This window comes from Streptomyces sp. HUAS 31, assembly GCF_028198125.1.
In the GTDB taxonomy this organism is placed as follows: Bacteria; Actinomycetota; Actinomycetes; order Streptomycetales; family Streptomycetaceae; genus Streptomyces; species Streptomyces chartreusis.
On the sequence record NZ_CP116353.1, the window covers coordinates 5,052,085 to 5,078,048 of the forward strand.

Genomic DNA, 25,964 nt, shown 5'->3' on the forward strand with positions numbered 1-25,964 from the left:
TTGCGGCACCAGGAAGTCGAAGTCCTCGCCATCGGCGCAGGGCCGGCCAACCTCGCGCTCGGCATAGCGCTGGAGGAGCTCGCCCCCAAGGAGCTCGCGGCGGGCACACTGATCATCGAGCAGCACGACGACACCGTGTGGCAGCGCGGCATGCTGCTGCCGTGGACCCAGAGCCAGGTCTCGTTCCTCAAGGACCTGGTGACGCTGCGCAATCCGCGCAGTGAGTTCTCCTTCGTCAACTACCTCCACTCCATCGGCAGGCTCGACGAGTTCATCAACCTCGGCACGTTCACGCCGTACCGCTCGGAGATCTCCGGGTACCTCCAGTGGGTGGCCTCCTCGCTGCGCGAGGTGCAGGTCGAGTACGGGCGGCGCTGTGTGTCGATCGAGCCCGGCCCGTCCCGGGGCGGCGAGGTCGACCACTGGCTGGCGCGCACCGCCGACGGCGCCGTGATCTCCAGCCGCAACCTGGTGATCGGCGCGGGCCGGGACGCGTTCGTACCCGCCGAGCTCACCGCGCTCCCCGAGCGCCGCGTCATCCACAGCACCCGGTACTCGCACCGTATCGAGGCACTCGACCCGGGTGAGGTGCGCCGGATCGTGGTGATCGGGGGCGCGCAGAGCGCCGCCGAGCTGCTGTGGGCCGCCTACCAGCGGTTCCCCGAGGCGCAGTGCACGATGCTGATGCGCTCGATCGGCCTGAACGCCTACCAGACCAGCAAGTTCACCAACGAGCTGTTCTACCCGTCCTTCATCGACGACTTCTACGCCACCCGCGCCGAGACCCGCCGCCAGGTCCTCCGCGAGATGCACGTCACCAACTACGCCGGGCTCGCCCCGAACATGCTGGAGACGCTCTACCGCGAGATGTACCAGGAGCGCCTCCAGGGCACCGAGCGGCTGCGCATGCTCACCCTGACCGACCTGGCGGGCGCCCGCATGGACGGCGACGAGGTCGTCCTCGACACCGTCGACCGCAAGTCCGGCGAGCGCACCGAACTGCGCTGCGACGTCGTGCTGCTCGGCACCGGCTTCGTACGGGACATGCCCGCCATGGTGCGCGAGCTGGCCGTCACGACCGGCGCCGGCGAGGCGACCGTCGACCGCAACTACCGCATGCGGCTGCCCGGTTCGTACACCGCCAACTGCTACCTCCAGGGCGTCAACGAAGCCACCCACGGCATCGCCGACTCCCTGCTCAGCGTGCTCGCCAGTCGCTCCCAGGACATCGTGACCGACCTGCTGGCCCGCCGCGGCGCCGCGTCCGACGAGGCCCTGCTCGCCAAGGCCCTGTGACCGGGGCCCCGCCGAACCCGTCAGCGCACCCAGCGGCAGAGGAGACACACGTGACTCCACCCACGCGTAAACGCGCGGGCTTCCTGCGGCGGTGGCTAGGCCACGTCGCAGAGGGCCAGCCCGGCCCTGTTCAGGACGTTCGTCGCGCCGACGTGGTCCGCGTTCGCCGCGAACCCGCACGCCGTGCACTGGAACTTCGCTTGGGTGACACGGTTCTCCTTCGCGATGTGCCCGCAGGACGGGCACGTGCGGGAGGTGTTGCGGGGATCCACGGCGATAACGGTCCGACCGGCGCTTTCAGCCTTGTTGGCGAGGATCGCGAGGAACAACCCCCAACCCGCGTCGAGGATGCTGCGGTTGAGCCCGGCCTTGGCGGCGGCCCCGTTCGGGAGGAACGCGCCGTCGCCTGCGGGGGCGGGCTTGGGTGCGCGGGTCATGCCCGCCGTGTTCAGACGCTCGTGCGCAATGACGTCGTGGTCGCGCACGAGGGTGAGCGCGCTCTTGTGCGCGTGGTCCAGGCGCTGCCGCCGGATCTTGGCGTGCAGCTTGGCGACCTTCCGCGCGGCGGCCCGGTGGTGTTTGGTGCGCTGCCGCGTCCGCTTGGGGAACGTCGCGAGGTGCCGCTGTGCTTCGGCGAGTTCGTCGGTCATCTCTTGGAGGAAGCGCGGGTTGGCGACGTGTTCGCCGTCGGAGGTGGTCAGAAAGCGGGTGACGCCCATGTCGATGCCGACCACCGCGCCGGTGAGCGGAAGCGGCTCGGCGGGGATCTCGTCGCAGGAGAGGACGACGTACCAGCGGTTTCCTTCGCGCTTGACCGTGATCGTCTTGACGCGCCCCTGGACGGCGCGGTGCTGGTGCACGCGGATGTGCCCGATGCCCTGGAGGCGGACACGGGTGACGGTGTCGTGGGGGGTGGAGTCCCAGCGGCAGCCGTCGCCGTCCTTCGGGAAGGTCACGGTGTCGAAGTGCCCGACGCCCTTGAACCTGGGGTAGCCCGGCGTGAGACCGGCCTTGACCCGGCGGAAGAACGCGGCGAATGCCTTGTCGAGGCGGCGCAGGGTGGCCTGCTGGGAGGAGAACGACCAGCGGCCCTGGCGCTCGGGGTCGAACGCGCGGATCTCCTTGAGCTGCGCGGACTGGTCACCATAACGGACGGTGGTCTTCGAGGTGTGCCGCCAGGCGTCCCGGCGCTCCTGGAGGGCGGCGCTGTACAGCGAGCAGTGGTCCCGCAGCATCTCGCCCAGCCCGGCCGTCTGACTGGCCGTGGGGCGCAGGAGGAACTTGTACGCGCGGATCACCGCTCACGCCTCCGCTCGGCGCGGAGTCCTTCAGCGAGCAGCACGCAGGCGGCGGCGTTGATCGAGATGCCTACGCGATCGGCGTATGCCTCGATCTGCCGCTTCAAGTCCGGTGAGACGCGTAGGTTCAGCGACTCCCGGCGATCACCTCTCGCCACAACCAAGATGCTACCACTTTGTGATGCGCTGCAGCCCCGTGCACACCGTCAAGGTCAGAGCGGCGCTGAGAAGCAATTTCCCCACCGGCTAAAGCCGGTGGTCCCCTTGCTAGGAGATCTGATGGAAATCCGAGAGCTCGACCGGGACAACCTCGCACCGGACAACGGACTGCGCGCGCAGCGCCTGTTCCCCTGGCCGGCCCTGAACGCGCCCTTCGAGGGCTCCTGGTGCGTCGTGCCCCCGGGCGCGGCCTCCGGCCCGCACAGCCACCACGAGTACGAGGTCTGGATCGCGATGACCGGGGAGGCGGCGATCCTCAGCGAGGGGAAGAAGGTGCCGTTCATCGCCGGTGACGTCGTCCACTTCCGCCCCGGCACCCGCCACCAGGTCGTCAACGACTCCGACGCCGACTTCCAGATGTACGCGGTCTGGTGGGACGCCGAGCTGGCGGAGAAGTTCTCCGTCCGACACCGGGAGGAGACGGCATGAGCGGGCGCAGCCGGCGCCGCGCCGTCGTCGTCGCGGCGACCCCCACCCCCAACGGGGACCTGCACATCGGTCACATGGCCGGCCCGTATCTCGCGGGCGACGTCTACAGCCGCTACCTGGCGGCCGACGGCCGGGACGTGATCTACACGACCTGCACCGACGACAGCCAGACCTACGTCACCACCACGGCCCGCCGACTCGGCGTGTCCGCCGAGCAGTTGTGCGCCGAGTCCACCGCGAAGATCGAACGGAGCATCTCCGCGATGGGCCTGTCGATGGAAGGGCTGCCGCCCATCGACGACCGCTACCGCGCCACGGTCCTGGAGTTCTTCACCCGCCTGCACGAGACGGACCGGCTGCGCGAGCGGACCGTACGGCTGCCGTACGCGCAGGAGTCCGGCCGGTATCTGTACGACGGCCTGATGACCGGCAGCTGCCCGGTCTGCCTGACCGGCAGCGCGGGAGGCGTCTGCGAGGGCTGCGGGCACCCCAACAACGCCGACGAGCTGCTCGGCGCGCGCTCGGTGCTGGAGCCGGACTCGCCGGTGACCACCCGCGAGGTCACCATCCTGGTGCTGCCCATGGAGGAGTACCGCGAGCGGCTGACCTCCTACTTCGCCGAGCGCCTCGGACGCTGGCGGCCGCACGCCGCCCAACTGGTACGCGAGTTGCTGGCCCGGCCGCTGCCGGAGATACCGGTGACGGTGCCCGGCGACTGGGGCATCGCGGCGCCCTTCCCCGAGACACCGGGGCAGATCCTCTACCCGTGGGTGGAGGCCATGCCGGCCGTCATGTACAGCACCTGGTGGTCCGCGGACCGGCGCGGCGAGCGCACCGAGGCCGTCGACGACCTCTGGCGGGCCGGCAGCGGGACGGAGCTCGTGTACTTCCACGGGTTCGACAACGTCTACCACTGGGGTCTGCTCGACCTCGTGCTGCTCATGGCGCACGGCGACCGCTATGTGCTGCCCGAGGCCAACATCAGCAACGAGTTCTACGACCTGGAGGGCGAGAAGTTCTCCACCAGCCGCAACCACCTGATCTGGTCCGCGGACCTGCTGGCGGAGGTGCCGAGGGACCTCGTGCGCTTCTATCTGGCGCTGACCGCACCGGAGTTCCAGCGCACCGACTTCAGCACCGCCGCCCTCACCGAGGTGACCGAGCGACGGCTGATCGGGCCGTGGAACCGGCTGGCCGAGGCGCTGCACGCGCTCGCTCCGGCCGGTGCGGGGAGCCCGCTGCCGACCACCGCCACGGGCCGGGACCGGGCGGCCGGGATCATCGAGCGGTTCCGGCTCACCTATGAGCTGGACGGCTTCAACCTGGGCCGGAGCGCCGAGAACGTCGTCGCGGCCCTCGACCGGCTGGCGGCTGCGGCCCGGGAGCCGCGCGAGCGGGACGACGCGCTCGGCACCGGGGACCTGCTGCTGCAGGTGCGGGCGCTGCTGGCCTGCGCCGCCCCGCTGCTCATCGACGCCGCCGCCGAGGCGACGGCCGCGGGCGTGGACCTGGCGCTGGACGCCGAACAGCCCGAGAAGATCACCCCGTTCGCCCTGCCCCGGCTGCCGCGGGCCGCCCGGGCCGGCGCCGCACGCACGGAGGTGGCGGCATGAAGCTGCTCACGCTGGAGACGGTGCAGTACCTGAACTACTACCACGGCCGCTACGGGCAGGTGGAGGACCTGGGCGTCGACCTCTACGTGCTCAACGGGGAGGGCACGGACGACTTCTGGCGGGCGGACCGCTATCGCACGGCGGGCTCCCGGAAGATCGACGACATCGTCGACCGGGCCCGCGCATGGCATGCGGAGGAACGTTTCGACGGGGTGATCACCTTCTCCGAGTCCTCCGTCATCACCGTTGCCGCGGTCGCCGAGGCGCTGGGCCTGCCGGGCATCGGGGTGCCGGCCGCCGTGTGCAGCAGGAACAAGTACCTGATGCGCCAGGCCTACGAGCGGGCGGGCGCCCCGATCCCCTCGTACCGGCTGGTGGAGAGCCTGGACGAAGCGCTCGGGGCGGCGGCCGACTTCGGCTACCCGGTCATCCTGAAGCCGACCCTGGGCGCCGGCAGTCACTTCGTCTTCCGGGTCGACGGCCCCGAGGAGATGGCGCTGCGGCACGCCCAGGCCGCCGAGGGCATCCGTGACCTGTTCTGGGTCAACTCCGAGGCCGAGGGCGTGGACCTCGGCCCGAACGGACTGCTGGTCGAGTCCTTCCTGGACGGCCGAGAGTTCCTGATGGAGGCCGTCGTCTGGGACGACGAGGTCTACCTCGGCTCGATCGTGGACCGCATCACCGCCGAGGGCGGCACCTTCGACGACGACGTCCACCACGCGCCGACCTCGCTCGGCCCCGAGGACATCGAGAAGGTGCACCGGGCGGTGCGCGCCGGTGCCCACGCCCAGGGACTGCGGCGCAGCGTCATGCACGCCGAGGTCAGGTTCCACGACGGCGAGCCGCACCTGCTGGAGATCGCCGCCCGGGTCGGCGGCGGCGGCCTCGACCTCATCGCCCGCAAGACCGCCGACCACGACCCGATCAAGGCGGTGGTGGACATCGGGCTCGGAGTGCGCCCCGATGTACGGCACTTCACGCCGACCGGCGTCCACATCACCGCGATGTGCCTGATCAGCGAGGCGGGCGTGGTCGAGAAGGTCGACGTGCCGGCGGAGGTCGCCGAGTCCGACAAGGTCTTCCTGCTCAAGATCACGGCCCGGCCGGGCGACGTCATCCGCCGGCCTCCGGACGGCAACACGATCCTCGGCTTCCTGGGGACGACCGGCACCTCCCAGGAGGACGCGTTCCGCACGATGAACGACTTCGCCTCCCGGATCGAGGTGACGTTCCGGCAGCAGACGCCGGCGCTCACCGACGCCGCCACGGCCTCCTGACCTCGCACCGCCCGACCCCTCCCGCCCCCTTTCCGCGCAAGGAGAATCGACAGTGCAGCAAGACACCTCGTCCGCACGCCGGAACACCGCGGCCCCGGGCGGCCGCCCGGTCCGGACGGTGCGGCCCCGGCGCTATCTGATGTGCTCGCCGGTCCACTTCGACGTCGTCTACTCCATCAACCCCTGGATGGAGCCGGAGAAGCCCACCGACGCCGCGCTGGCCGTCGCCCAGTGGGAGCGGCTGCGCAGCCTCTACCTGGGCCTCGGCCACGAGGTCGAGCTGATCGAACCGGTCGCGGGACTGCCCGACATGGTCTTCGCGGCCAACGGCGCCACCGTCGTCGACGGCCGTGTGCTGGCCGCCCGGTTCCGCCACGAACAGCGCGCCGCCGAGGGCCCGGCCTACGCCGACTGGTTCCGTGCGCGCGGTTACGACGTCCACGACGCCTTCCACGTCAACGAGGGCGAGGGCGACTACCTCGTCACCGGCGACCGGATCCTCGCCGGCACCGGCTTCCGCACCGACCGGCGCTCGCACGCCGAGGCGGAGCACTTCCTCGGCCTGCCGGTGGTGACCCTGGACCTCGTCGACCCGCGCTTCTACCACCTCGACACCGCGCTGGCCGTCCTCGACCACGAGGAGATCATGTACTACCCGGCGGCCTTCACCGCCGAGAGCCGGGCGACCCTGCGCGAGCTGTACCCGGACGCGATCGAGGCGACCGAGGACGACGCGGCGGTGTTCGGCCTGAACGCCGTCTCGGACGGCCGGCACGTGCTGCTGCCCGAGCAGGCCACCCACCTCATCGACGCGCTGTGGGCGCGCGGCTTCGTGCCGATCGGCGTGGACCTGTCCGAGCTGCTCAAGTCCGGCGGCAGCTCCAAGTGCTGCACCCTCGAGATCCGCGACACGGAGCCGGAGGCCGGCACGTGATCAATTACGACGGACGCAGGTTCCGCCCCGCCGAGGCGGACGCCCAAGGCCGCACGGCCCTCTACCGGCAGGAGGGCGACCTGCTGTGGGGCACCTTCTCCGGCGGCAGGGCCCGGCGCGGCTCGCTGACCGGGGTGTGCGCCCCCGACGGCTCGCTGGACTTCGCCTACTCCATGGTCCTGGACGACGGCGAGGTCGTGTCCGGCCACTGCCGCAGCACCCCCGAGCTCCGCGAGGACGGCGGCATCGATCTGCGCGAGGAGTGGGAGCGCTTCGGCGCCCACGCCGCGAAGGGCGTCTCGTATCTGAAGGAGGTCAAGTGATGTCGTCGTCGACGGCCCCGTCGCCCACCCCCAGGAAGGGTGGCACGGTGACCTGGGCGTGCGCGCCCGGGTTCCCGCCCGCGGTGATCTTCCCCTTCACGCCCGCCGAGCGGATGGGGACCCGGAACATCTACGAGTTCCAGATGCTGATGTACCGGCCGCTGTACTACTTCGGCAGCCAGGGCACCCCGGACGTGGACTACGACCAGAGCATCGGCGAGCCCCCGCGGTGGAGCGAGGACGGCTTGACCGTCACCGTGAAGGTCAAGCCGTGGAAGTGGTCCAACGGCGAGACGCTGTGCGCGGACAACGTCCTGTTCTGGGTCAACCTGATGAAGGTCAAGGGCGACCGGTACGGCGAGTACGTCCCCGGCTACTTCCCGGACAACCTGACCTCCTACGGCAAACTCGCCGAGGACACCGTCTACTTCACCTTCGACAAGGCCTACTCGAAGAAGTGGGTGCTGATGAACCAGCTCAGCACCATCACCCCGCTGCCCAGGGCCTGGGACCGCACCGCGGAGGGGCCCGCGAACGCATCCGGCGGCGTCGCCGACGTACCCGCCGTCTACGACTACCTGATGGCGGAGCAGGGCGACATCATCGACGAGGGCAACGCGCACCGCACCCGATGGGCCGACAGCCCCGTGTGGAGCGTGGTCAGCGGACCGTGGCGGCTGAAGAGCTACACGCTTCAGGGCCTGGTCACCTTCGTCCCCAACGAGCACTACTCCGGGCCCAACAAGCCCTACCTGGACGAGTTCCGCCAGGTGCCGACGTTCTCGGACGACGAAGAGTACGAGATGCTCAAGGCCGGCCCGCACGCCGAGGGCGGCATCCAGGTCGGCTACCTGCCGCTGAGCTTCGCCTCGGAGCCGGCCACCGACCCCACCGTGGGCGGACCCAACCCGCTGGCGGACACCTACACGCTGGTGCCGCAGGTCGCCTTCTGCATCCGCTACTTCTGCCTCAACTACAACAACCCCACGGTGGCCGCGAAGATCTTCCGGCAGACCTACTTCCGGCAGGCCCTCCAGAGCACCCTCGACCAGGACTCCGCCGTACGCGACATCTACCAGGGCTACGCCTACCGGCAGAACGGCCCCGTGCCGATGGTCCCGGCGACCGACCTCGTCTCCCCGCGCCAGCGCGACGGGGCCTGGCCGCTGCCCTTCGACGTCGACCGGGCCCGTGAGCTGCTCGCGGCCAACGGCTGGGACACCACCACCACTCCGGCCGTCTGCGTGAACCCCGGCACCGGGCCCGGCCAGGCCGGCGAGGGCATACCCGCCGGCACCAAGCTGAGCTTCTCGCTGCGCTACGTGGAGGGGCGCCCGGCGCTGACCCGGCTGATGGAGAAGTACCGCAAGGACGCCGCGGCCGCCGGAATCGAGCTGCGGATGGAGGAGGTGTACGGCTCGGTGCTCGTCGCCGAGGACGCGCCCTGCGCCGCGGGACCGGACTGCCTGTGGGAGATGACCTGCTGGAACGGCGGCTGGGCCTACCACTACCCGAGCGGCGAGATCCTGTTCCAGACCGGCGCCGGCGGCAACTTCGGGCACTACAGCGACCCGCGGGCCGACCGGCTCATCGAGGCGTCCGTCACCTCCGACGACCTGGAGGCGCTCTACACCTACCAGGACTTCATCGCCGAGCAGGTGCCGGTCATCTTCACGCCGAACTTCCCCATCCGGCTCTTCGAAGTCGCCAACAACCTCGGCGGATTCGGGCCCGTGAACCCGTTCGGGATGATCAACCCCGAGAACTGGTACTACCGCGAGGACGCGTGACGTGAATCTGTCCGCGACTCCCGTGGCGCCCCTGGGCTCCCATGCGCTGCTGATGTTCCTGCTCCAGGTGGCGGTCCTGCTCGGCACCGCCGTACTCCTGGGCCGGCTCGCACAGCGGCTCGGGCTGCCCTCCATCGTCGGCGAACTCTGCGCGGGCGTGGTGCTGGGGCCGTCACTGCTCACCCCGCTGGCCCCCGCCTTCTCGGCCTGGCTGCTGCCCCAGCAGCCGGAGTCCATCCACCTGCTCGACGCGGCGGGCCAGCTCGGGGTGCTGCTGCTGGTGGGCATCACCGGCATGAACATCGACCTCGGGCTCGTCCGCCGCAAGGGCAGGGCCGCCGTCCTGGTCAGTACCGGCGGCCTCGTGGTGCCGTTCGCCGGCGGGGTCGCCGTCGCCCTGGCGATCCCGGCCGCCCTGCTCGTCGACGGCGTCGACCGCACCGTCTTCGCCCTGTTCGCCGGTGTCGCGCTGTGCGTCAGCGCGCTGCCGGTCATCGCCAAGACCCTGCTCGACATGGGGCTGCTGCACCGCAACATCGGGCAGCTCATCGTCGGCGCGTCCGTGGTGGACGACATCGCGGGCTGGCTGCTGCTGTCCGTCGTCTCCGCGATGGCCACCACCGGCGTGCACGGCCCGGACGTCGCCTGGTCCGTGGTGAACCTGATCGCGATGCTCGCCTGCGCCTGGTTCGTGGGCCGGCCGCTGGTCCGCCGTCTGCTGCGGTGGGCCGCCCGGGCCGGCAACGGCGAGTCGGTGCCCGCCGTGTGCACCGTGCTGATCGTCCTGGGGGCCGTGGCAAGCCACGCGCTGCGCATGGAGGCGATCATCGGTGCCTTCATCGTCGGTGTCCTGATCGGCTCGTCCGGGGAACTGGACCGGGAGCGGCTCGCCCCGCTGCGGATCATGGCCGTCACCGTCCTCGCCCCGCTGTTCTTCGCGACCGCCGGGCTGCGGATCGACCTGACCGCCATGGCCCGCCCCGAGGTCGCCCTCTCCGCCGTGCTGGTGCTGACGGTCGCGATCGTCGGCAAGTTCGCCGGGGCGTACGCGGGGGCCAGGGCCGGCCGGCTCGGCCACTGGGAGGCGCTCGCGCTCGGCGCCGGGATGAACTCCCGCGGGGTGATCGAGGTGATCATCGCGATGGTCGGCCTGCGGCTCGGGATCCTGACCACCGAGATGTACACGATCATCGTCCTGGTCGCGATCGTGACCTCCGTGATGGCCGCGCCCCTGCTGCGCATGTCCGTGGGGCGCATGCCCGTCACCCGCGAGGAACGGGTCCGCGAGCGCGTCATGGCCGGTGGCCCCGCGCCGGAGTCGAATTCCTGACGCATACGCACTGAATTTCCGCCGCTCCGGATTTCCCCCGGTGAACCGGCACTAACGTGAGGCCGACCCGTCCACCTGTGCGCGCTCGGCCACCCTCAACTCCTCGAAAGGCAAGGTGACATGAGAGAAGTGCAGAAGGCGACGGGAGAGCGGCCGCTGCTGCTCGTGGTGGCCACGGGCATGCGGACGTACCGCGAGTATCTGCTGCGCTCCATTCGCGGCGAGTTCGACATCCATCTCTTCCATGTGGACGAACCCACCTGGGAGAAGGAGTACATCTCCGGCTGGACGGTCCTGCCCAGCACCCTGGACGGCCCGGCGATGGCCCGCGCGGCCCGGGAACTGCACGCCGCGACGCCCGTCGCCGGTGTCCTGTGCTGGGACGAGGGACGCATCCACGCCGCCGCCTACGTCGCCGAGGCCCTCGGCCTGCGCAACGGCGAACCGGACGTGATCTGGCGGCTGCGCGACAAGGGCCAGACCAGGGCCGCCCTGGACGAGGCCGGCGTCGCCCAGCCCCGCTCCGTCGCGGTCAAGACGCTCGACGAGGCGCTGGCCGCCGCCGACCGCGTCGGCTACCCCGCGATCCTCAAGCCGCGCGGCCTCGGCGCCAGCCTCGGCGTCGTACGCGTCGATGACGCCGGCGAACTCGCGGAGAGGTTCCCCTTCACCGCCGGGATGAAGGGCCCCGACCCGGAGCCGCTGCTCTACAGCACCGATCAGCCGGTCCTCGTCGAGGAGTTGGTGACCGGCGAGGAGATCAGCGTCGACGCGGTCGTCCAGGACGGCAAGGTGGTACCGCTGTTCATCGGCCGCAAGGTCGTGGGCTATCCGCCGTACGCGGAGGAGATCGGCCACTTCGTCGACGCGGACGACCCGTTGCTCACCGACCCGCCGCTGCTGGACGCCCTCCAGGACACCCACACCGCGCTGGGCTTCCGGGACGGCTGGACGCACAGCGAGTTCATGCTGACCGCCGCCGGCCCGCGGCTGATCGAGGTCAACGGCAGGCTCGGCGGCGACATGATCCCCTACCTGGGCATGCTGGCCACGGGCATCGACCCGGGGCTCGCCGCGGCGCGCGTCGCCTGCGGCATCACGCCCGGCACCACCCCGGCCCACCGGCGGGTCGCGGGCATCCGCTTCTTCTACGTCGAGCACGACGACACCCGTATCGAGTCCGTCTCGTTCCACGAGGCGGGTCTGCCCGCCGCGCTCGAACAACTGGTGCCGGTGGCCAGGGCCGGTGCCGTCGTGTCCCCGCCGCCCAAGGGCACGGTCTGGGGGCGGATCGCCTTCGCCATCGCCACCGGCGGCGCCGTCGAGGAGTGCGGCGCGGCACTGGACGCCGCCGAGGCGGCACTGCACGTGCGCAGCGGTCAGGACGCCACCCATGCGAGAGAAGAGTGAACGTGCATGGCAACTGAGGAGAAGAAGGACGACAACGTGGCGATCTGGGCCACGTTCCGGGATTCGTCGGCGGCGGTGAAGACCATCCTCGCGGGCGTGCTGCTGAGCAAGCTCGGCGGATTCCTCAACGTCTTCATCGTGCTGTACCTGACCTACCGCGGTTACTCCGAGAGCGAGGCGTCCTACGCGCTGGGCGCCTACGGAGCGGGCGGCGTGGCGGGTGTGCTGCTCGGCGGCACCCTCGCGGACCGGCTCGGGGCCCGCAACGCGACGATCCTGGGTATGGCCGGCACCGCCGTGCTCACCGCGGCGCTGCTCTACCTGCCGAACTATCCGACGCTCGTCGTGGCGGTCGTCCTGGCCAGCCTCATGACCCAGCTCTACCGGCCGGCCGCCGCCGCGCTGCTCTCCGAACTCACCTCGGGCAGCAGCCAGGTCGTCGTCTTCGGCATGTACCGCTGGTGCCTGAACGTGGGCGCGATGGCGGCGCCCATGGTCGGCCTCGGGCTCTACCACCTCGACGGGGAGAGCTACACCCTGCTGTTCTGGGGCGAGGCGGTGATCGCGCTGGCCTACGCCGTCGTCGCGGCCGCCGTCCTGCCGCGCCGGGCCGTGCAGGGCACCGCTCAGGCGACCCCTGCCGAGGAGGAGAGCGGTACGGCGGGCGGCTACCGGGCGATGCTCCGCGACCGCCGGTACGTGCTCTATCTGGCGGCCACCCTGTTCAACGCGATCATCTACGTGCAGTACCTGTCGACGCTGCCGCTGGACGTCGAGGCCCATGACCTCGACCTGTTCTGGTACACGGCCGCGGTCTCCCTCAACGGCTTCATGGTGATCGCCTTCGAACTGCCGCTCACCAAGGTGACCGGGCAGTGGCGCACCAGGCTCGTCGTGGGCCTGTCCTTCGGACTGGTCGGCCTGGGCGTGGCCCTGTACGGCATGCCCATGGGCGCGGCCGTGATCATCGGCGCGACGCTGGTGTGGACCCTCGGCGAGATCATCGGCGGTCCCGCGGTGTTCGCCCACCCGGCGACGGCGGGCCCCGCGCACCTGCGCAGCCGGTACATCGGAGCCTTCCAGTTCATGCACGCGCTCGGCACGGCCATCGGCCCTGTCCTGGGCGGTCTGCTGTTCGTGCGGCTCGGCCACGACGTGTGGCCGCTGCTCGGTGTGATCGGGCTGGCCGCGGCGGGGCTGGGTGTCGCCGCGATCCGTACCCCGGCTCCGGAGCAGAGCGAGCCGACCGGCGAACCGGCCGCGCAGCCGGCCGACGCATAGCGGATTCCCCCCACACGAAACGGCCGCCGTCCCCGCGAGGGGCGGCGGCCGTCGTGCTGCCGTCGGTGCCGGTCAGCCGAGGGCGAGGCTCCGGGCGAACTCCTGGAGCGCCGGGCCCGGTACGGGGACCACGGAGGTCTGGTAGCCGGCGATCATCGGCGGCACCACGTCCTCGTACTTCCGCAGCCAGACGTCGGTGGCGTAGACGGACTGGGACAGCTCCACGCGCTCCTGTTCGGAGCGGAAGGCGCGCAGCAGGTAGTAGCCGTCCTCGTCGTTGAGGGAGGGGCCGCCCGCGAGCACGGTGATCCCGCACTCGCGCATGAGCGGCACCGTGCCCTCCTCGCTGATGCGGTGGAACTCCGGCCTGAGGCCCGGCTTCACGGTGAACAGCCGGATCTCCAGCAGCCATGGTGCGTCGGCGCCGCTCATGTCGTCTCCTTCGCTTCTCACTTGACCCGGACTCCGGCCTTCCAGACCCCGGTGATGTGCTCGGGCTGCGCGATGACCTCGATGTCCACGAGCGGGTCCTCGTCGAGGACCAGGACGTCGGAGTCGTATCCCTCGCGCAGCTGACCGGAGAGCGGTGCCTGCGGTCCGAGGGTGGAGGGGCCGATCGCGGTGCCGGACTCGATGGCGTCCAGCGGGGTCAGGCCGCACTTCACCAGCAGGGGCAGCTCCCGGCCGTTGCGGCCCCAGGAGTCGGGCATCTCGGTGCCGGTGAGCGCCACGTCGGTGCCTGCCGCGATCGTCACGCCCTGCTCGCGGGCGATGGCGACGGCCTCCGCGTGCCGGCCGGCCGTGGCCTGGAGCTTCTTCAATGCGTACGCCGGCAGCATGTGACCGTTGTCGAGGAGTTCCTGGAAGATCGTGCGGGTGGTGACGAGGATGGCGCCGCACTCGCGCATGGCCACGGCGGCCTCTTCGTCGATGTAGGTGCCGTGCTCGATGGTTTTCACCCCGGCCTCCAGCGAGGCCATGATGCCGGGCTTGCCGTGGCAGTGCGCGGCGACGATCCGGTCCGCCATCCCGGCGACCTCCACGATCGCGCGCAGCTCCGCGTTCGTGAACTGCTGGTGGATGGGGTGGTCGACCTCGGACAGCACACCGCCGGAGGCGCAGACCTTGATGAGTTTGGCGTTGCGGCGCAGCTGTTCGCGCGCGGCGCGGGCGCACTCGGCGGGCCCGTCGGCCAGCCGCAGCTCACCGCCGAGGTGCCCGAAGTCCTCCACCCACGACGTCGGATAGCTGTGCAGGTCGGCGTGGCCGCCGGTGGTGGAGAGCGTGGTGCCGGCCGGGTAGATCGAGGGGCCCTGCACGGTGCCCTCTTCGATGGCGCGGACGAGATGGATGCCGAGTCCGCCGGTCTCGCGCACCGAGGTGACTCCGGCGTTCAGCGCGTTGCGCAGGTCGGTGGTGATCCGGGCCGCCCGCAGGGCGATCGGTTCCTGGGGCAGCAGTGAGAGGTCGGCCGACCGCAGCCCCATGAAGTGCCCGTGACAGTCCCACAGTCCGGGCATCACGGTGCGGGCGCGGACGGTCTCCGCCTCCGGTGTGTCGGGGGCCTCGGCGAGAGGGCCGGCGTAACCGATGGCCTCCTCGTCGAATATGACGCAGCCGTTCTGAATCGGCTGGCCACGGCCGGGAATTAATTGTTCCGCTTCGATTCGCTGCAACATGCAAGGAGCAAATCAAAGTGGTGTTCCGGCGACAACAGGTGTTCGGGCGGGCCAAGTTGTCGCCTGCGGCCGTGCCGAATTCAGGGTGTCAGAACGGTCTGCGCGGCCTGGGAATTGCCGGCCTGTTGCGCGGCCCGGTGCCGGAACACATGGCGATATGTCTGCGGGGACACGGTGGTGACCCGGCCGAAGTGATAGCGGAGATTGGCGGCCGTACCGAACCCGGTGCTGCGCGCGATCTGTTCCACCGGCTCGTCCGTGGTCTCCAGCAGCTCCTGCGCGAGACGGACCCGCTGCTGGAGCAGCCACTGGAGCGGAGTGATGCCGAGCCGGTCCCGGAACCGCCGGGCGAAGGTGCGCTCGCCCAGGTGCGCGGCGCGTGCGAGCTGCGGCACGGTCAGCGGCTCGTGCAGCCGCTCCTGTGCCCATTGCAGGACCGGCGCGAGATCGTCGCTCGTCTCCGCCCGCACCACCGGCTTGGTGTACTGCGACTGGCCGCCCTCGCGGTGCGGCGGTACGACCATCCGGCGGGCCACCTCGTTGGCGACGGCCGCGCCGTGGTCCTGACGCACCAGGTGCAGACACAGGTCGATGGCCGAGCCGGTGCCGGCCGAGGTGAGGATGTCACCCTCGTCGGTGTAGAGCGCGGAGGGGACGAAGTCGACCTCGGGGAAGCGGTGGGCGAAGTCCCCGGCGTTCATCCAGTGCGTGGTCGCCGTGCGGCCCGTCAGCAGCCCCGCCGCGGCCAGGACGTAGGCGCCGGTGCAGATCGAGACGATCCGTCTGCCCTTGGCGTGCGCCTCGCGCAGCACCTCGACGAGCCGCGCGGGCGGGTCGAGCTGGACCGGCCGGGCGCACGCCGTGACGAGGATGGTGTCGGCGTCGAGCAGGTCGTCGAAGCCGTAGGGGGTGTGCACGGCCAGGCCGGTCGCGGTGCGCAGCGGACCGGAGGAGTCCCCGCACATGCGCAACTCGTACCAGGGGTCGATGAGATCGGAGCGGTCGGTCCCGAACACCTCGCAGGGAACGGCCAGTTCGAACGTCGGTGTGGCATCCGTAATGGCGAGCGCGATCACGTGGGGACGCATGTCGGTAATTTAGCGCACGATGTCAAAACTGCCGATGGTGCCGGTGAGAGCCCGCGGGCGATGCTGGCCGGCATGAGCGAAGCCAAGACAGAACCCTCCGGGGGAACCCTCAGCGCGGTCCAGGGCACCGCGATGTATGTGGGCGCCGTGCTCGGCACCGGTGTCATCGCCCTGCCCGCACTCGCCGCCGAGGCGGCCGGCCCCGCGTCACTGCTCGCCTGGCTGGCCCTGGTCGTCCTGTCGGCCCCCCTGGCCGCTGCCTTCGCCGCTCTGGGAGCCCGCTACCCGGACGCCGGCGGCGTCTCCACCTACGCCATGAAGGCGTTCGGCGAGCGTGCCTCCGCCGTGGTCGGCTGGTGCTTCTACCTCGCCGTGCCGCCCGGCGCCGCCGCGGCGGCGCTCTTCGGCGGCGCCTACGTCTCCTCCGCGGTGGGCGGCGGCACCACCACCACGACCGTGACCGCCGTCGGCCTGATGGTGGTCGTCACCGCCGCCAACTCGCTGGGCCTGCGTGTGACCGGGCGGTTCCAGTTCATGCTGGCCGGCCTGCTCGTCACGTTGCTGCTGATCGCGGTCGCGCTGTCGCTGCCGAAGGCGGACACGGCCAACCTCGAACCGTTCGCCCCGCACGGCTGGTCCGCGGTGCTGCCGGCGGCCGCGCTGCTGGTGTGGAGCTTCGCGGGCTGGGAGGCGATCACACACCTGGCGGGCGAGTTCAAGCGCCCGGCGCGGGACCTGCCCCGGGCCACCTACTCGGCCGTCGTGATCGTGGGCGGGCTGTACCTGCTGGTGGCCTTCGCCGTCATCGTCGTCCTCGGCGCCAAGGCCGCGGAGTCCGACGCGCCGCTCGGCGACCTGATGGCCGCGGGCCTGGGCGGCGACGCCCGCTACCTCGCCGCGGGCGCGGCACTGCTGCTCACCACGGGCGCCATGAACGCCTACTACGCCGGTGCCGCCAACCTCGGTGCCGCCCTCGCCCGGGACGGCGCGCTGCCCGCGTGGATGTCCCGGGGCAGCGTCGCCGGCGAGGTGCCGCGGCGCAGCCTCGCGGTGGTGTCCGGCCTGTCCTTCCTGGCCCTGTTCGCCGTGGTGGCCTCCGGCCTCGGCACCGAACCGCTCGTCCTGCTCACCACCGGCTCGTTCGTCGCCGTCTACGCGATCGGTGTCGCCGCCGCGGTGAAGCTGCTCCCGAAGGGCACCAAGGGCCGCGCCTCCGCACTGGGCGCGTGCGTCGCCGTCACCGCACTGCTGATCATGGCCGGTCTCTATCTGCTCTGGCCGCTGGCCGTCGCCGGCGCCGCCCTGCTCTACCTGCGGCTGAACCGGCGCCGCCGGGCCGGCGAGCAGGCGCGGGCCGCCGTGCCCGCGACACCGCCGCTGGAGACGGCCTCCGACGCCCGGGAATCCGGCTCGTGACGGCGGACGTCGCGCCGGCCGTGCGGTCCGCGCCGACCGCCCAGAGCCTGCGGGCCGCCGTGGTCACGTTCCTCGGACTGGACGCCGGCACCTCGGCCCCGCCCGCGCCGGCCTCGTACGAACCCCTCGCGCACGACGACCCCGCAGCCGCGCTGAAGTGGCTGAACTCCTGGGGATGCAGGATCCGTTACCCCCGTACCGGGGAGCCGGACCTCTTCGGCCCCGCCCTGCACGAGTGGACCGCGCGCTGGTACAAACTCCTCCCGGACCCTGGCACCCGGCTCGGCGAACTCACCGACGACGACATCGCGCCGCTCGGCGACTGCTACGCCGACCTGTGCGTACTCGCCGCCGGGACCCCGGGCCGCCCCCGGACCCTGGGCGCGACCGCCGCCTCGAAGCTGCTCCACGGCCTGCGCCCGTACTCCCTGGTCCCCTGGGACGAAGCCATCGCCCGCAAGCTGCACGGCGCCAGGGACGCCGCGGCCTACCTCTCCCACCAGCGCCTCAACCGTGACTGGGCCCGGCGCGTGCTCGCCGACAGCGGCCTGGACGAGGAGGCGCTGGCCAACTTGTACGGGTGTCCCGGCAGACCGCTTTCCAAGATGCTGGACGACTACGCGTACATCACATTGACCCGATCGGACACACGGTGATCCTTCGCATAGACCACATCGGGCTGGCCACCGAGGACCCCGAGGGCGTGGCCGCCTTCATGACCACGCTGGGCATGCGCAAGTACGACGAAGGGCATGCCGACGACTACGGAGTGGCCTGCGAGTTCTGGCAGTTCGGGGGCGGTCTCGGGAACCCGGCCGTGGAGATCGTCTCCCCGACCCAGCAGCGCTCCGCCATCGGCGGCCGTCTGGAGCGCCAGGGCCCGGGGCTGTACCACCTCGCCTTCGAGGTCGACGACCTGGAGAGCGAGACGGCCCGGCTGCGGAGCCAGGGCTTCACGGCGATCGACGCGGAGCCCTGCAAGGGCGCCCGCGAGGGCATGACCGTGGCCTTCCTGTACGCCCCGGCCCCGGCCAACCTGCTGCTCGAACTGGTCCACTACACACCGGACCTGGGGAGGGACGTGTGATCACCCTCGACGACGTCCGGGCGGCGGCGCTGCACCTGCCCCGCACCGAGGAGCACCTGATCCGGGAGTACGTGAAGTTCAAGGTCGGCCGCATCGTGTACGCCTCGGTCTCCCCGGACGAGACGACCATGGGCTTCGCGTTCCCCAAGGAGGAACGCGAGTCGCTGATCGCCGCCGAGCCCGAGAAGTTCCAGCTGCCGCGCACCTCGGACATGCGCTACAACTGGGTCCACCTGCGGATGCCGGTGCTCACCCCGCGGGAACTGGTCCCGCTGGTCCTGGACGCGTGGCTGATGGCGGTGCCCCGGTCGGTGGGCGACGCCTACCTGGAGTCGCTGCCCGCTCAGCCCTGACGGGCGGCGTCCTGCCGGCGCACCATCTCGTTGATCCAGTCGGGAGCGAACGGGGACGTGCAGCCCGGGGAGGTCGGGTAGTCCTTGAGCACCTCCAGGCGCTCACCGATGGCGAGGGCCCGGGCCCGGTGCTCGGGGTGCTCGATCCCGATCTGCGCCAGGCAGTGGTTCATCGCCCACTGGAGCCGGTCCGGGGCGTCCTTCATCTCCGCCTCGATCACGTCGAGCAGTCCCACGAGATCGAGGCCCGCGGGCTTCTTCGCCACGCGCTCGGTCGTCAGCGCCCAGCCGGCACTGGCGACCACCGGGTCCGGGTCGGCGAACCAGGCCAGGCGCAGCTCTTCGGCGTGCGGGTTCTTCTTCACGACGTAGTTCACGAGCCAGTCGTGGACCTTGGGCGTACGCGCCTCGCGCAGCATGACGTCCAGCTCGTCCCGCTCGAACGCCCGGGGCCGGCAGATCAGCAGCGCCAGCAGGCGTGCCGCGGTGTCCCCCGTCGCCCACAGCCGCCGGGCGAGTTCCTGCTGCGTCCTCAGCCGCTTGGCGACCGCCCGCAGCTTGCTGAGATTCACCCCGTGATCATCACCGTGCTTCTCGTTCACGGCCCGCACCTTGGGATCCTCCAGCCCGGCGAGCTCCGCCATCACCTCGGCCACGGTCGCCTCGGTCACCGTCGTCCCGGCCACGTCGGCCTCCTGTCGCTCGCGTGTGCTGCGGATGTGCCCCGCACGGCCCGAGCGTAATGTGGGCCGGGTACATCCGGACCGCGCCCGCAGGGCGTGAATTCGTAGGTCCCGGGTGGCTCCCCCACACACTTTTCCGTGGCCGGGGTGTGCCCGGACGAGCGGAGGATGAGCGATGGGTACAGTCACCACCGACGACGGCACCACGATCTTCTACAAGGACTGGGGTCCCCGCGACGGTCAGCCGATCGTCTTCCACCACGGATGGCCACTGAGCGCCGACGACTGGGACAACCAGATGTTGTTCTTCCTGGCGCAGGGCTACCGGGTCATCGCCCACGACCGCCGTGGCCACGGCCGCTCCACCCAGACCGCGGGCGGCCACGACATGGACACCTACGCCGCGGACGTGACCGCCCTCACCGACGCCCTCGATCTGCGCGGCGCCGTCCACATCGGCCACTCCACCGGCGGCGGCGAGGTCACCCGCTACGTCGCCCGCGCCAAGGCCGGCCGCGTCTCCAAGGCGGTCCTGGTGGGTGCCGTACCGCCGCTGATGCTGAAGACGGAGGCCAACCCGGGCGGCCTGCCGATCGAGGTCTTCGACGGCTTCCGCGAGGGTGTCGCGGGCAACCGGGCACAGTCCTTCATCGACATCCCCTCCGGACCGTTCTACGGCTTCAACCGCCCGGGTGCGAAGGTGTCGCAGGGCCTGATCGACAACTGGTGGCGACAGGGCATGACCGGCGCGGCCAACGCCCACTACGAATGCATCAAGGCGTTCTCCGAGACCGACTTCACCGAGGACCTCAGGCAGATCGAGGTGCCCGTGCTGGTCGCGCACGGCACCGACGACCAGGTCGTCCCGTACGAGGACTCGGCGCCCCTGACGGTCAAGCTCCTCAAGAACGGCACGCTGAAGACGTACGAGGGCTATCCGCACGGGATGCTGTCCACGCACCCGGAGGTCCTCAACCCGGACATCCTCGCGTTCATCCGTTCCTGACCCCGGCGGATCCGGACGCGTCGTCCGGCTCCCTCGCCCCGGACCGTGAGCGGAACGTCCGGCGGTAGGCGTCCGGCGGCACGCCCAAGGTCCGGTTGAAGTGCCGGCGCAGCGTCGTGGCGGTACCCATGCCGGTGGCCGCCGCGACGGCGTCGACCCCGTCGTCGGTGTTCTCCAGCAACTCCTGGGCGCGCCGGATGCGTTGGGTCAGCAGCCATTGCAGCGGGGTCGTGCCGGTCACCGCCCTGAAGTGGCGGCCCAGATGGCGTGAGCTCATCCCGGCCCGGCGTGCCAGGTCCGCCACGGTGAGCGGCCGGTCCAGCCGCTCGATCGCCCAGGGCAGCAGCGCGGCCAGCGGATGGTCGTCCCGGCTGGGCACCGGGGCGGCCACGAACTGGGCCTGGCCGCCCGCCCGGTGCGGCGGCACGACCAGTCGCCGCGCCACCGCGTTGGCGACGGACGAGCCGTGGTCGAGCCGGACCAGGTGCAGACAGAGATCCATCGCGGCGGCCTTGCCCGCCGAGGTGAGCACGCTGCCGTTGTCCACGTAGAGCACGTCCGGGTCGACGGCGACCCGCGGGAAGCGCTCGGCGAGTACGTCGGTGTGCGCCCAGTGCGTGGTCGCCCGCCTGCCGTCCAGCAGTCCGGCGGCGGCCAGCACGAACGCCCCGGTGCACAGCGAGGCCACCCGCGCCCCCGCCTCGTGCGCCGCCCGCACCGCGTCCACGAGATCGCCGGGCGGATCCACGTCGACGTCCACCCAGCCGGGGACGATCACGGTGTCTGCGTGCCGGAGACGGTCCAGTCCCTGGTCGGCCTCCAGCCGGAACCGTCCGACCCGCACGGCGCCCGTCCCGCAGACCTCGACGTCGTACCAGGGGACGCCCACACCGTCCGGAGCGGAGCCGAACACCTCGTAGGCCAGGGACAGTTCGAAGTGCAGCATGCCCTCGGTGACGGCCAGCGCCATCGAGTTACCCATGTCCGAAAGTGTACGGGGCTCGTCGTTCCGGACACTCACGAGGAGCCGCCGGCCCCCGCCAGGATGTCCGCACAGGACGAATTCAGCGGATCGTTTCGAGCACGGGGGAGAACCCATGACATCGGCATCGGCGTCGGCAACCGGATCGGCAGCGGGGACGGGGCGGACGGTCGCGGTGTTCGGCGCGTACGGCCACACCGGACGCTTCGTCGTGGCGGAGCTGCTGGAGCGCGGGTTCGTCCCGCTGCTCTCCGGCCGCGACGCCGACAAGCTGCGCGCACTGGCGGCCGGCGTTCCGGGCGCGGAGATCCGTCCGGCCCCGGTCGACGACCCGGCCGCGCTCGACCGCGCCCTCGCGGGAGCGGACGCCGTGATCAACTGCGCCGGCCCGTTCGCCCTGACGGCGGCCCCCGTGATCGAGGCGGCCCTGCGTGCCGGCATCCCGTACGTCGACGTGGCGGCCGAGATCGAGGCCAACGCCGACACCTTCGCGCACTTCGCGGACCGGGCCCGCGCGGCCGGAGCGGTGATCGTCCCCGCGATGGCCTTCTACGGCGGTCTCGGCGACCTCCTGGCCACCGCCGCGATGGGCGACTGGACGACAGCCGACGAGGCGACGATCGCGTACGGCCTGAGCGGCTGGCACCCCACCGAGGGGACCCGCGCCGCGGGCACGGTCTCCCGGGACCGCCGGGCCGGCCGCCGAGTCCGTTACACGGAAGGCCGGTTGGAGTACCACGACGGCGGGTCGACGCTGCTGAAGTGGCACTTCCCGGACCCGATGGGCACCAGGGAGGTCGTCGGGGAGTTCACGATGGCCGACGTGGTCACGATCCCCAGCCACCTCGCGATTCCCGAGGTGCGCACCCATATGGCGACCGAGGCGGCCAGGGACCTCGCGGCCCCGGACACCCCGGCGCCGGCCGCCGCCGACGACGAGGGCCGCTCCGACCAGACCTTCCTGGTCGACGCCGTCGTCCGCTCCGGCACCGCCGAGCGACGCGCCACGGCGAGCGGCCGGGACATCTACGCCGTCACGGCACCCCTCGCGGTGGAGGCGACCCACCGCATCCTCACCGGCCGCACCCGCGCGACCGGAGTGGCCTCCGCCGGCGAGATCTTCGACGCGCCGGACTTCCTGCGCGCCCTGTCCCCGCACATCTCCGTCGAACTGCCCGGGTTCTGAACCCTGGAGCGGGGGCCGGGAACCGCCCGTCCCTCACCCGGTCCCGTCGCGAAGGCCCTTGTCGATCTCGCCCAGTGCGCTGATCAGCCGCGTGTAGTCGTCGGCCGGCAGCGGCCTGACGAAGCGCTCCTCCACCACGTGCGCGTGCACGGCGGCCGCGCGCAGGAACACGGCACGTCCCTCGGCGGTCGCCTCCACCAGGGTCACCCTCCGGTCGCCGGGGGACGGCTCGCGGCGGACCAGGCCGGCGTCCTCCATGCGGTCGATGAGGCGGGTCGTACCGCTGCTGGTGAGCGTGAGGTCGTCGGCGAGCTGCCGCTGGGAGACCTCCTCGCCGGGCCGGCGGCAGAGCCGCATCAGCACCTCCAGCATGGTGTGGCTGATGCCGCACTCGCGCCGCAGCGCGCTGTCGATCCGCTGTTCCAGGCGGGTGGCGGACTTGATCAGCAGACCGAAGTCCCGCACGAGCTCGCTGCCGGCGGCGCGGGCGGCGGCACTGACGTCGGCTTCGTCGCCGGGCTGGGGCGTGGCGTCCATGACGGACCAGTTTACTGCCGGGTCACTTACTGCGCCCTCAACCACTCCTTTCTCAATTACTGAGCAATCAATTGCTGAGTAGTCACTGAAATTGTACGGTGAGGCCCTCCGCGAGCGAGAGGGAGTTCAGTGGATCTGCAGCACTGGCTCGGCCGAGCCACCCACGCGATACAGGACTGGGCCGACACCTTCGGCCCCTACCGGCCGCACCCGTCCCTCCAGGTGGACGACGACCGCTTCGGCGCGGTCTTCGAGGAGTTCACGGCCCGGCTGGCGGACAACTACCCCTTCTTCCACCCGCGCTACGCCGGTCAGATGCTCAAGCCCCCGCACCCGGCGGCCGTGGTCGGCCACCTCACCGCGATGCTGATCAACCCCAACAACCACGCCCTGGACGGCGGCCCGGCCACCGCGGCCATGGAACGCGAGGCGGTTGCCCGCCTGGCCACGATGTTCGGCTACGACACACACCTCGGCCACCTCACCACCAGCGGCACGATCGCCAACCTCGAAGCCCTCTTCGTCGCCCGCGAACTGCACCCCGGCCGGGGCGTCGCGCACAGCGCCGACGCCCACTACACCCACGGCCGCATGTGCCACGTCCTGGGCCTGACGAGCCACCCGGTCCGCACCGACGACCGGGGCCGGATGGATCTCGACGCGCTGGAGGACGTACTGCGCACGGGCCAGGTCGGCACCGTGGTCCTCACCACCGGCACCACCGGACTGGGCGCGGTCGACCCCGTCCACGAGGTCCTGCCCCTGGCCGAGCGCCACGGCGTCCGCGTCCATGTGGACGCCGCGTACGGCGGCTTCTTCACCCTCCTCGCCGGCGCCGAAGGCCCCGAGGGGCTGCCACCGGAGCCGTGGCGGGCGATCGCCCGGGCGGACTCGATCGTCGTGGACCCCCACAAGCACGGCCTCCAGCCCTACGGCTGCGGCGCGGTGCTGTTCCGTGACCCGGAGGTGGGCCGCTTCTACCTCCACGACTCGCCCTACACCTACTTCACCTCCACCGAGCTGCACCTCGGTGAGATCAGCCTGGAATGCTCCCGCGCCGGCGCCGCCGCGGCCGCCCTCTGGCTCACCTTCCAGCTCCTGCCGCCCACCTCCGACGGCCTGGGCCGGGTCCTCGCGGCGGGGCGGCGGGCGGCGCTGCGCTGGGCCGACCTGATCGAGGCGTCCGACGCCCTGGAGCTGTACCAGCGGCCCGAGTTGGACATCGTCACCTACTTCCCCGCGGTCGCCCCCGCGACCCTCACCGGCATCGACGCGGCCTCGGCCCGCATCCTCGCCGACGGCATGACCGGCCCCGACCCGGTCTTCCTCAGCACCCTCAGGGCCGACCGCGAGTCCTTCGCGGCCCGCCACCCCGGGACCGTCGCGGACGCGGACGGCGCCCGCATCCTGCGCAGCGTCCTGATGAAGCCGGAGTCCGAGGACCACGTGGAGCACCTGCACAACCGCCTCGAACGGCTGGCGGGTCGGGCCTGAACGCGCGCGTGGCGCCACCCGTCCGTGGAGGGGACGGGCAGCGCCACGCGGTGCAACCGGCGAGAACCTTCAGGTTCAGCCCGGGAAGGGCTTGCTCGCGTCGTTGTCGGCCTTGATGCAGGCGTCGAGCTTCCGCTGGAGCGCGGCCGCGTCGGCCAGCGCCTTCCTGGCCGCCGCGGTCTCCCCGAGCTGCTTCAGCTTCGCGGCCTTGGACTTGAGGCCCGCGATCTGCTGGCGCAGCTGGCCCTGGTTGCAGGTGACGGCGGCCTTTGCCGACGCGACGCTCTGGCCGGCCGCGGTGGCGGCCTGAGCGGGCATCGACGTGACGAAGAAACCGCCGATCACGGCCGCGGAGACGGCCAGCGCGGAAATGCGCTTGGTCATGAGTTGTTCCCCCAGATAGGGCTTGCAATGGTCGAAGTCGATCTTACAAACCCCTACTGGAAGGCGTTTCAGTGGTGGTGGCCCTGCCGGCCGAGCGTCTCCACGGGGTCCGCGCCGGGGCGCGTCCACTGCGGTACGGGGCGGCTGGTCGGCCCCCAGGTGGGGTTCCCGTCCGCGTCCGAGCGCCAGGTCCAGCACGCGTCACGACCCTCGGGCCAACCGTCGGGGTTGTCCTCCCACGCCTCGCCGCGGCCGTACGGCGTCATGTCGAGCAGGCCGAGGGCCGGGTTGACCCGTTCGTTGCCGCGGCCCGTCGTGGAGTAGGTGAGGAACACGCGGTCGCCGTCGCGCAGGTAGGAGGTGAGGAAGCCCATGTGGCCGCCGGCCGGACCCTCGACGCCTCGCACCGAGTACCAGGGCTCGGTGTAGCCCATGAACTCGACGAAGGCGGCCACCTCCTCCCATGGGCCGGTGGTCAGCACGGCGTACGAGACGCCGCGGGCGTTGAGATAGACGGCGTCCTTCAGGTGCCAGGCCGTGGTGGTGCAGCCCTCGCACTGGCCCTGGTGGGGTGCGCCGTCGTACCACATGTGCTTGTAGACCACGAGCTCGTCGCGGCCCTGGAACAGATCGAGGAACGGGACCGGTCCGTCGGGCCCGACGACCTCGACGGTCCCGTCGAACTCGACCATCGGCAGCCGGCGCCGGGCCGCGGCCAGCGCGTCGCCCTCACGGGTGTGGGCCTTCTCGCGGACCAGCAGCTCGTCACGGGCGGTCTGCCAGGTGGCCAGGTCGACGACGGGCGGCCGCCCGGGCCCAGTGGTGCTCGGATCGCTCGGCGTGTTCGTCATGACTTCCTCCGTGGTGTC

27 protein-coding genes are annotated in these 25,964 nt (G+C 71.3%); 17 read left to right on the forward strand and 10 right to left on the reverse strand.

The genetic code is table 11. The annotated features are described in order from the left end of the window. Positions 1-1,296 carry a lysine N(6)-hydroxylase/L-ornithine N(5)-oxygenase family protein gene (locus PGH47_RS22470; protein WP_271664933.1) on the forward strand — a complete coding sequence of 432 codons (1,296 nt, stop codon included), beginning with the start codon at positions 1-3 and terminating at the stop codon, positions 1,294-1,296. A gap of 95 nt (positions 1,297-1,391) precedes the next feature. Here the strand turns inward: PGH47_RS22470 and PGH47_RS22475 are convergent, their stop codons facing one another. Next, positions 1,392-2,594 carry an RNA-guided endonuclease InsQ/TnpB family protein gene (locus PGH47_RS22475; RefSeq protein WP_271664934.1) on the reverse strand — a complete coding sequence of 401 codons (1,203 nt, stop codon included), beginning with the start codon at positions 2,592-2,594 and terminating at the stop codon, positions 1,392-1,394. Further along, positions 2,591-2,752 carry a toxin-antitoxin system HicB family antitoxin gene (locus PGH47_RS43275; RefSeq protein WP_443048515.1) on the reverse strand — a complete coding sequence of 54 codons (162 nt, stop codon included), beginning with the start codon at positions 2,750-2,752 and terminating at the stop codon, positions 2,591-2,593. The genes PGH47_RS22475 and PGH47_RS43275 overlap by 4 nt, the downstream gene beginning before the upstream one ends. A gap of 121 nt (positions 2,753-2,873) precedes the next feature. Here PGH47_RS43275 and PGH47_RS22480 point away from each other — a divergent pair, with 121 nt between their 5' ends. From PGH47_RS22480 to PGH47_RS22520, 9 genes are all read left to right on the forward strand, one after another. Then, positions 2,874-3,242: a cupin domain-containing protein gene (locus PGH47_RS22480; protein WP_271664935.1), complete on the forward strand. Its 369-nt coding sequence runs from the start codon at positions 2,874-2,876 to the stop codon at positions 3,240-3,242. Next, positions 3,239-4,855: a class I tRNA ligase family protein gene (locus PGH47_RS22485; RefSeq protein ID WP_271664936.1), complete on the forward strand. Its 1,617-nt coding sequence runs from the start codon at positions 3,239-3,241 to the stop codon at positions 4,853-4,855. The genes PGH47_RS22480 and PGH47_RS22485 overlap by 4 nt, the downstream gene beginning before the upstream one ends. Next, positions 4,852-6,132 (forward strand): ATP-grasp domain-containing protein, encoded by a 1,281-nt coding sequence (locus PGH47_RS22490; RefSeq protein ID WP_271664937.1) that lies wholly within the window; start codon positions 4,852-4,854, stop codon positions 6,130-6,132. The genes PGH47_RS22485 and PGH47_RS22490 overlap by 4 nt, the downstream gene beginning before the upstream one ends. Positions 6,133-6,184: 52 nt before the next feature. Next, complete coding sequence (gene ddaH / locus PGH47_RS22495) at positions 6,185-7,066, forward strand: dimethylargininase (RefSeq protein WP_333938097.1); 882 nt, start codon at positions 6,185-6,187, stop codon at positions 7,064-7,066. Continuing rightward, on the forward strand, positions 7,063-7,389 hold the full coding sequence (locus tag PGH47_RS22500) for a hypothetical protein (protein WP_030949736.1): 327 nt from the start codon (positions 7,063-7,065) through the stop codon (positions 7,387-7,389). The genes ddaH and PGH47_RS22500 overlap by 4 nt, the downstream gene beginning before the upstream one ends. Then, on the forward strand, positions 7,389-9,179 hold the full coding sequence (locus tag PGH47_RS22505; protein ID WP_271664938.1) for an ABC transporter substrate-binding protein: 1,791 nt from the start codon (positions 7,389-7,391) through the stop codon (positions 9,177-9,179). Before PGH47_RS22500 ends, PGH47_RS22505 begins: the two co-directional genes overlap by 1 nt. A gap of 1 nt (position 9,180) precedes the next feature. Beyond that, a complete protein-coding gene (locus tag PGH47_RS22510; RefSeq protein ID WP_271664939.1) occupies positions 9,181-10,509 on the forward strand; it encodes a cation:proton antiporter in 1,329 nt (442 codons plus the stop codon). Between the two features lie 120 nt (positions 10,510-10,629). After that, complete coding sequence (locus PGH47_RS22515) at positions 10,630-11,919, forward strand: ATP-grasp domain-containing protein (RefSeq protein WP_271664940.1); 1,290 nt, start codon at positions 10,630-10,632, stop codon at positions 11,917-11,919. Positions 11,920-11,925: 6 nt separating this feature from the next. Further along, positions 11,926-13,200: an MFS transporter gene (locus PGH47_RS22520; protein WP_271664941.1), complete on the forward strand. Its 1,275-nt coding sequence runs from the start codon at positions 11,926-11,928 to the stop codon at positions 13,198-13,200. Between the two features lie 72 nt (positions 13,201-13,272). Here the strand turns inward: PGH47_RS22520 and PGH47_RS22525 are convergent, their stop codons facing one another. From PGH47_RS22525 to PGH47_RS22535, 3 genes are all read right to left on the reverse strand, one after another. Continuing rightward, a complete protein-coding gene (locus PGH47_RS22525) occupies positions 13,273-13,632 on the reverse strand; it encodes a hypothetical protein (protein ID WP_271664942.1) in 360 nt (119 codons plus the stop codon). Between the two features lie 17 nt (positions 13,633-13,649). Further along, positions 13,650-14,879 (reverse strand): metal-dependent hydrolase family protein, encoded by a 1,230-nt coding sequence (locus PGH47_RS22530; protein ID WP_271664943.1) that lies wholly within the window; start codon positions 14,877-14,879, stop codon positions 13,650-13,652. A gap of 80 nt (positions 14,880-14,959) precedes the next feature. Further along, positions 14,960-15,967 (reverse strand): GlxA family transcriptional regulator, encoded by a 1,008-nt coding sequence (locus PGH47_RS22535; protein WP_271664944.1) that lies wholly within the window; start codon positions 15,965-15,967, stop codon positions 14,960-14,962. Positions 15,968-16,039: 72 nt separating this feature from the next. Between PGH47_RS22535 and PGH47_RS22540 the strand changes: the two genes are divergently transcribed. Genes PGH47_RS22540 through PGH47_RS22555 form a run of 4 tightly spaced genes read left to right on the forward strand, consistent with a single transcriptional unit; the run spans position 16,040 to position 18,823 of the window. Further along, entirely contained in the window at positions 16,040-17,383 is a 1,344-nt protein-coding gene (locus tag PGH47_RS22540) for an APC family permease (protein ID WP_271664945.1), read from the forward strand. Beyond that, on the forward strand, positions 17,380-18,039 hold the full coding sequence (locus tag PGH47_RS22545) for a hypothetical protein (RefSeq protein ID WP_271664946.1): 660 nt from the start codon (positions 17,380-17,382) through the stop codon (positions 18,037-18,039). The genes PGH47_RS22540 and PGH47_RS22545 overlap by 4 nt, the downstream gene beginning before the upstream one ends. After that, entirely contained in the window at positions 18,036-18,470 is a 435-nt protein-coding gene (locus PGH47_RS22550) for a VOC family protein (protein ID WP_271664947.1), read from the forward strand. Before PGH47_RS22545 ends, PGH47_RS22550 begins: the two co-directional genes overlap by 4 nt. Next, a complete protein-coding gene (locus PGH47_RS22555; protein WP_093597849.1) occupies positions 18,467-18,823 on the forward strand; it encodes an MmcQ/YjbR family DNA-binding protein in 357 nt (118 codons plus the stop codon). The genes PGH47_RS22550 and PGH47_RS22555 overlap by 4 nt, the downstream gene beginning before the upstream one ends. Here PGH47_RS22555 and PGH47_RS22560 read toward each other — a convergent pair. Then, entirely contained in the window at positions 18,814-19,467 is a 654-nt protein-coding gene (locus tag PGH47_RS22560; RefSeq protein ID WP_271668124.1) for a DNA alkylation repair protein, read from the reverse strand. The genes PGH47_RS22555 and PGH47_RS22560 overlap by 10 nt on opposite strands. A 214-nt stretch (positions 19,468-19,681) precedes the next feature. Between PGH47_RS22560 and PGH47_RS22565 the strand changes: the two genes are divergently transcribed. Next, on the forward strand, positions 19,682-20,512 hold the full coding sequence (locus PGH47_RS22565; protein WP_271664948.1) for an alpha/beta fold hydrolase: 831 nt from the start codon (positions 19,682-19,684) through the stop codon (positions 20,510-20,512). On the opposite strand, the gene PGH47_RS22570 is transcribed toward PGH47_RS22565, so the two are convergent. After that, complete coding sequence (locus PGH47_RS22570) at positions 20,499-21,494, reverse strand: helix-turn-helix domain-containing protein (protein WP_271664949.1); 996 nt, start codon at positions 21,492-21,494, stop codon at positions 20,499-20,501. The genes PGH47_RS22565 and PGH47_RS22570 overlap by 14 nt on opposite strands. A gap of 115 nt (positions 21,495-21,609) precedes the next feature. On the opposite strand from PGH47_RS22570, the gene PGH47_RS22575 reads away from it, so the two are divergent. Next, on the forward strand, positions 21,610-22,680 hold the full coding sequence (locus tag PGH47_RS22575; RefSeq protein ID WP_271664950.1) for a saccharopine dehydrogenase family protein: 1,071 nt from the start codon (positions 21,610-21,612) through the stop codon (positions 22,678-22,680). 33 nt (positions 22,681-22,713) lie between these two features. Here PGH47_RS22575 and PGH47_RS22580 read toward each other — a convergent pair whose 3' ends face one another. Further along, positions 22,714-23,217: a MarR family winged helix-turn-helix transcriptional regulator gene (locus PGH47_RS22580; protein WP_271664951.1), complete on the reverse strand. Its 504-nt coding sequence runs from the start codon at positions 23,215-23,217 to the stop codon at positions 22,714-22,716. A 129-nt stretch (positions 23,218-23,346) separates the two neighbouring features. Here PGH47_RS22580 and PGH47_RS22585 point away from each other — a divergent pair, with 129 nt between their 5' ends. Further along, on the forward strand, positions 23,347-24,711 hold the full coding sequence (locus PGH47_RS22585) for a pyridoxal phosphate-dependent decarboxylase family protein (protein WP_271664952.1): 1,365 nt from the start codon (positions 23,347-23,349) through the stop codon (positions 24,709-24,711). A 75-nt stretch (positions 24,712-24,786) separates the two neighbouring features. Here PGH47_RS22585 and PGH47_RS22590 read toward each other — a convergent pair whose 3' ends face one another. Continuing rightward, positions 24,787-25,095: a hypothetical protein gene (locus PGH47_RS22590; RefSeq protein ID WP_271664953.1), complete on the reverse strand. Its 309-nt coding sequence runs from the start codon at positions 25,093-25,095 to the stop codon at positions 24,787-24,789. A gap of 68 nt (positions 25,096-25,163) precedes the next feature. Then, a complete protein-coding gene (locus PGH47_RS22595; protein WP_271664954.1) occupies positions 25,164-25,946 on the reverse strand; it encodes a DUF899 family protein in 783 nt (260 codons plus the stop codon). Positions 25,947-25,964: the final 18 nt, after the last annotated feature.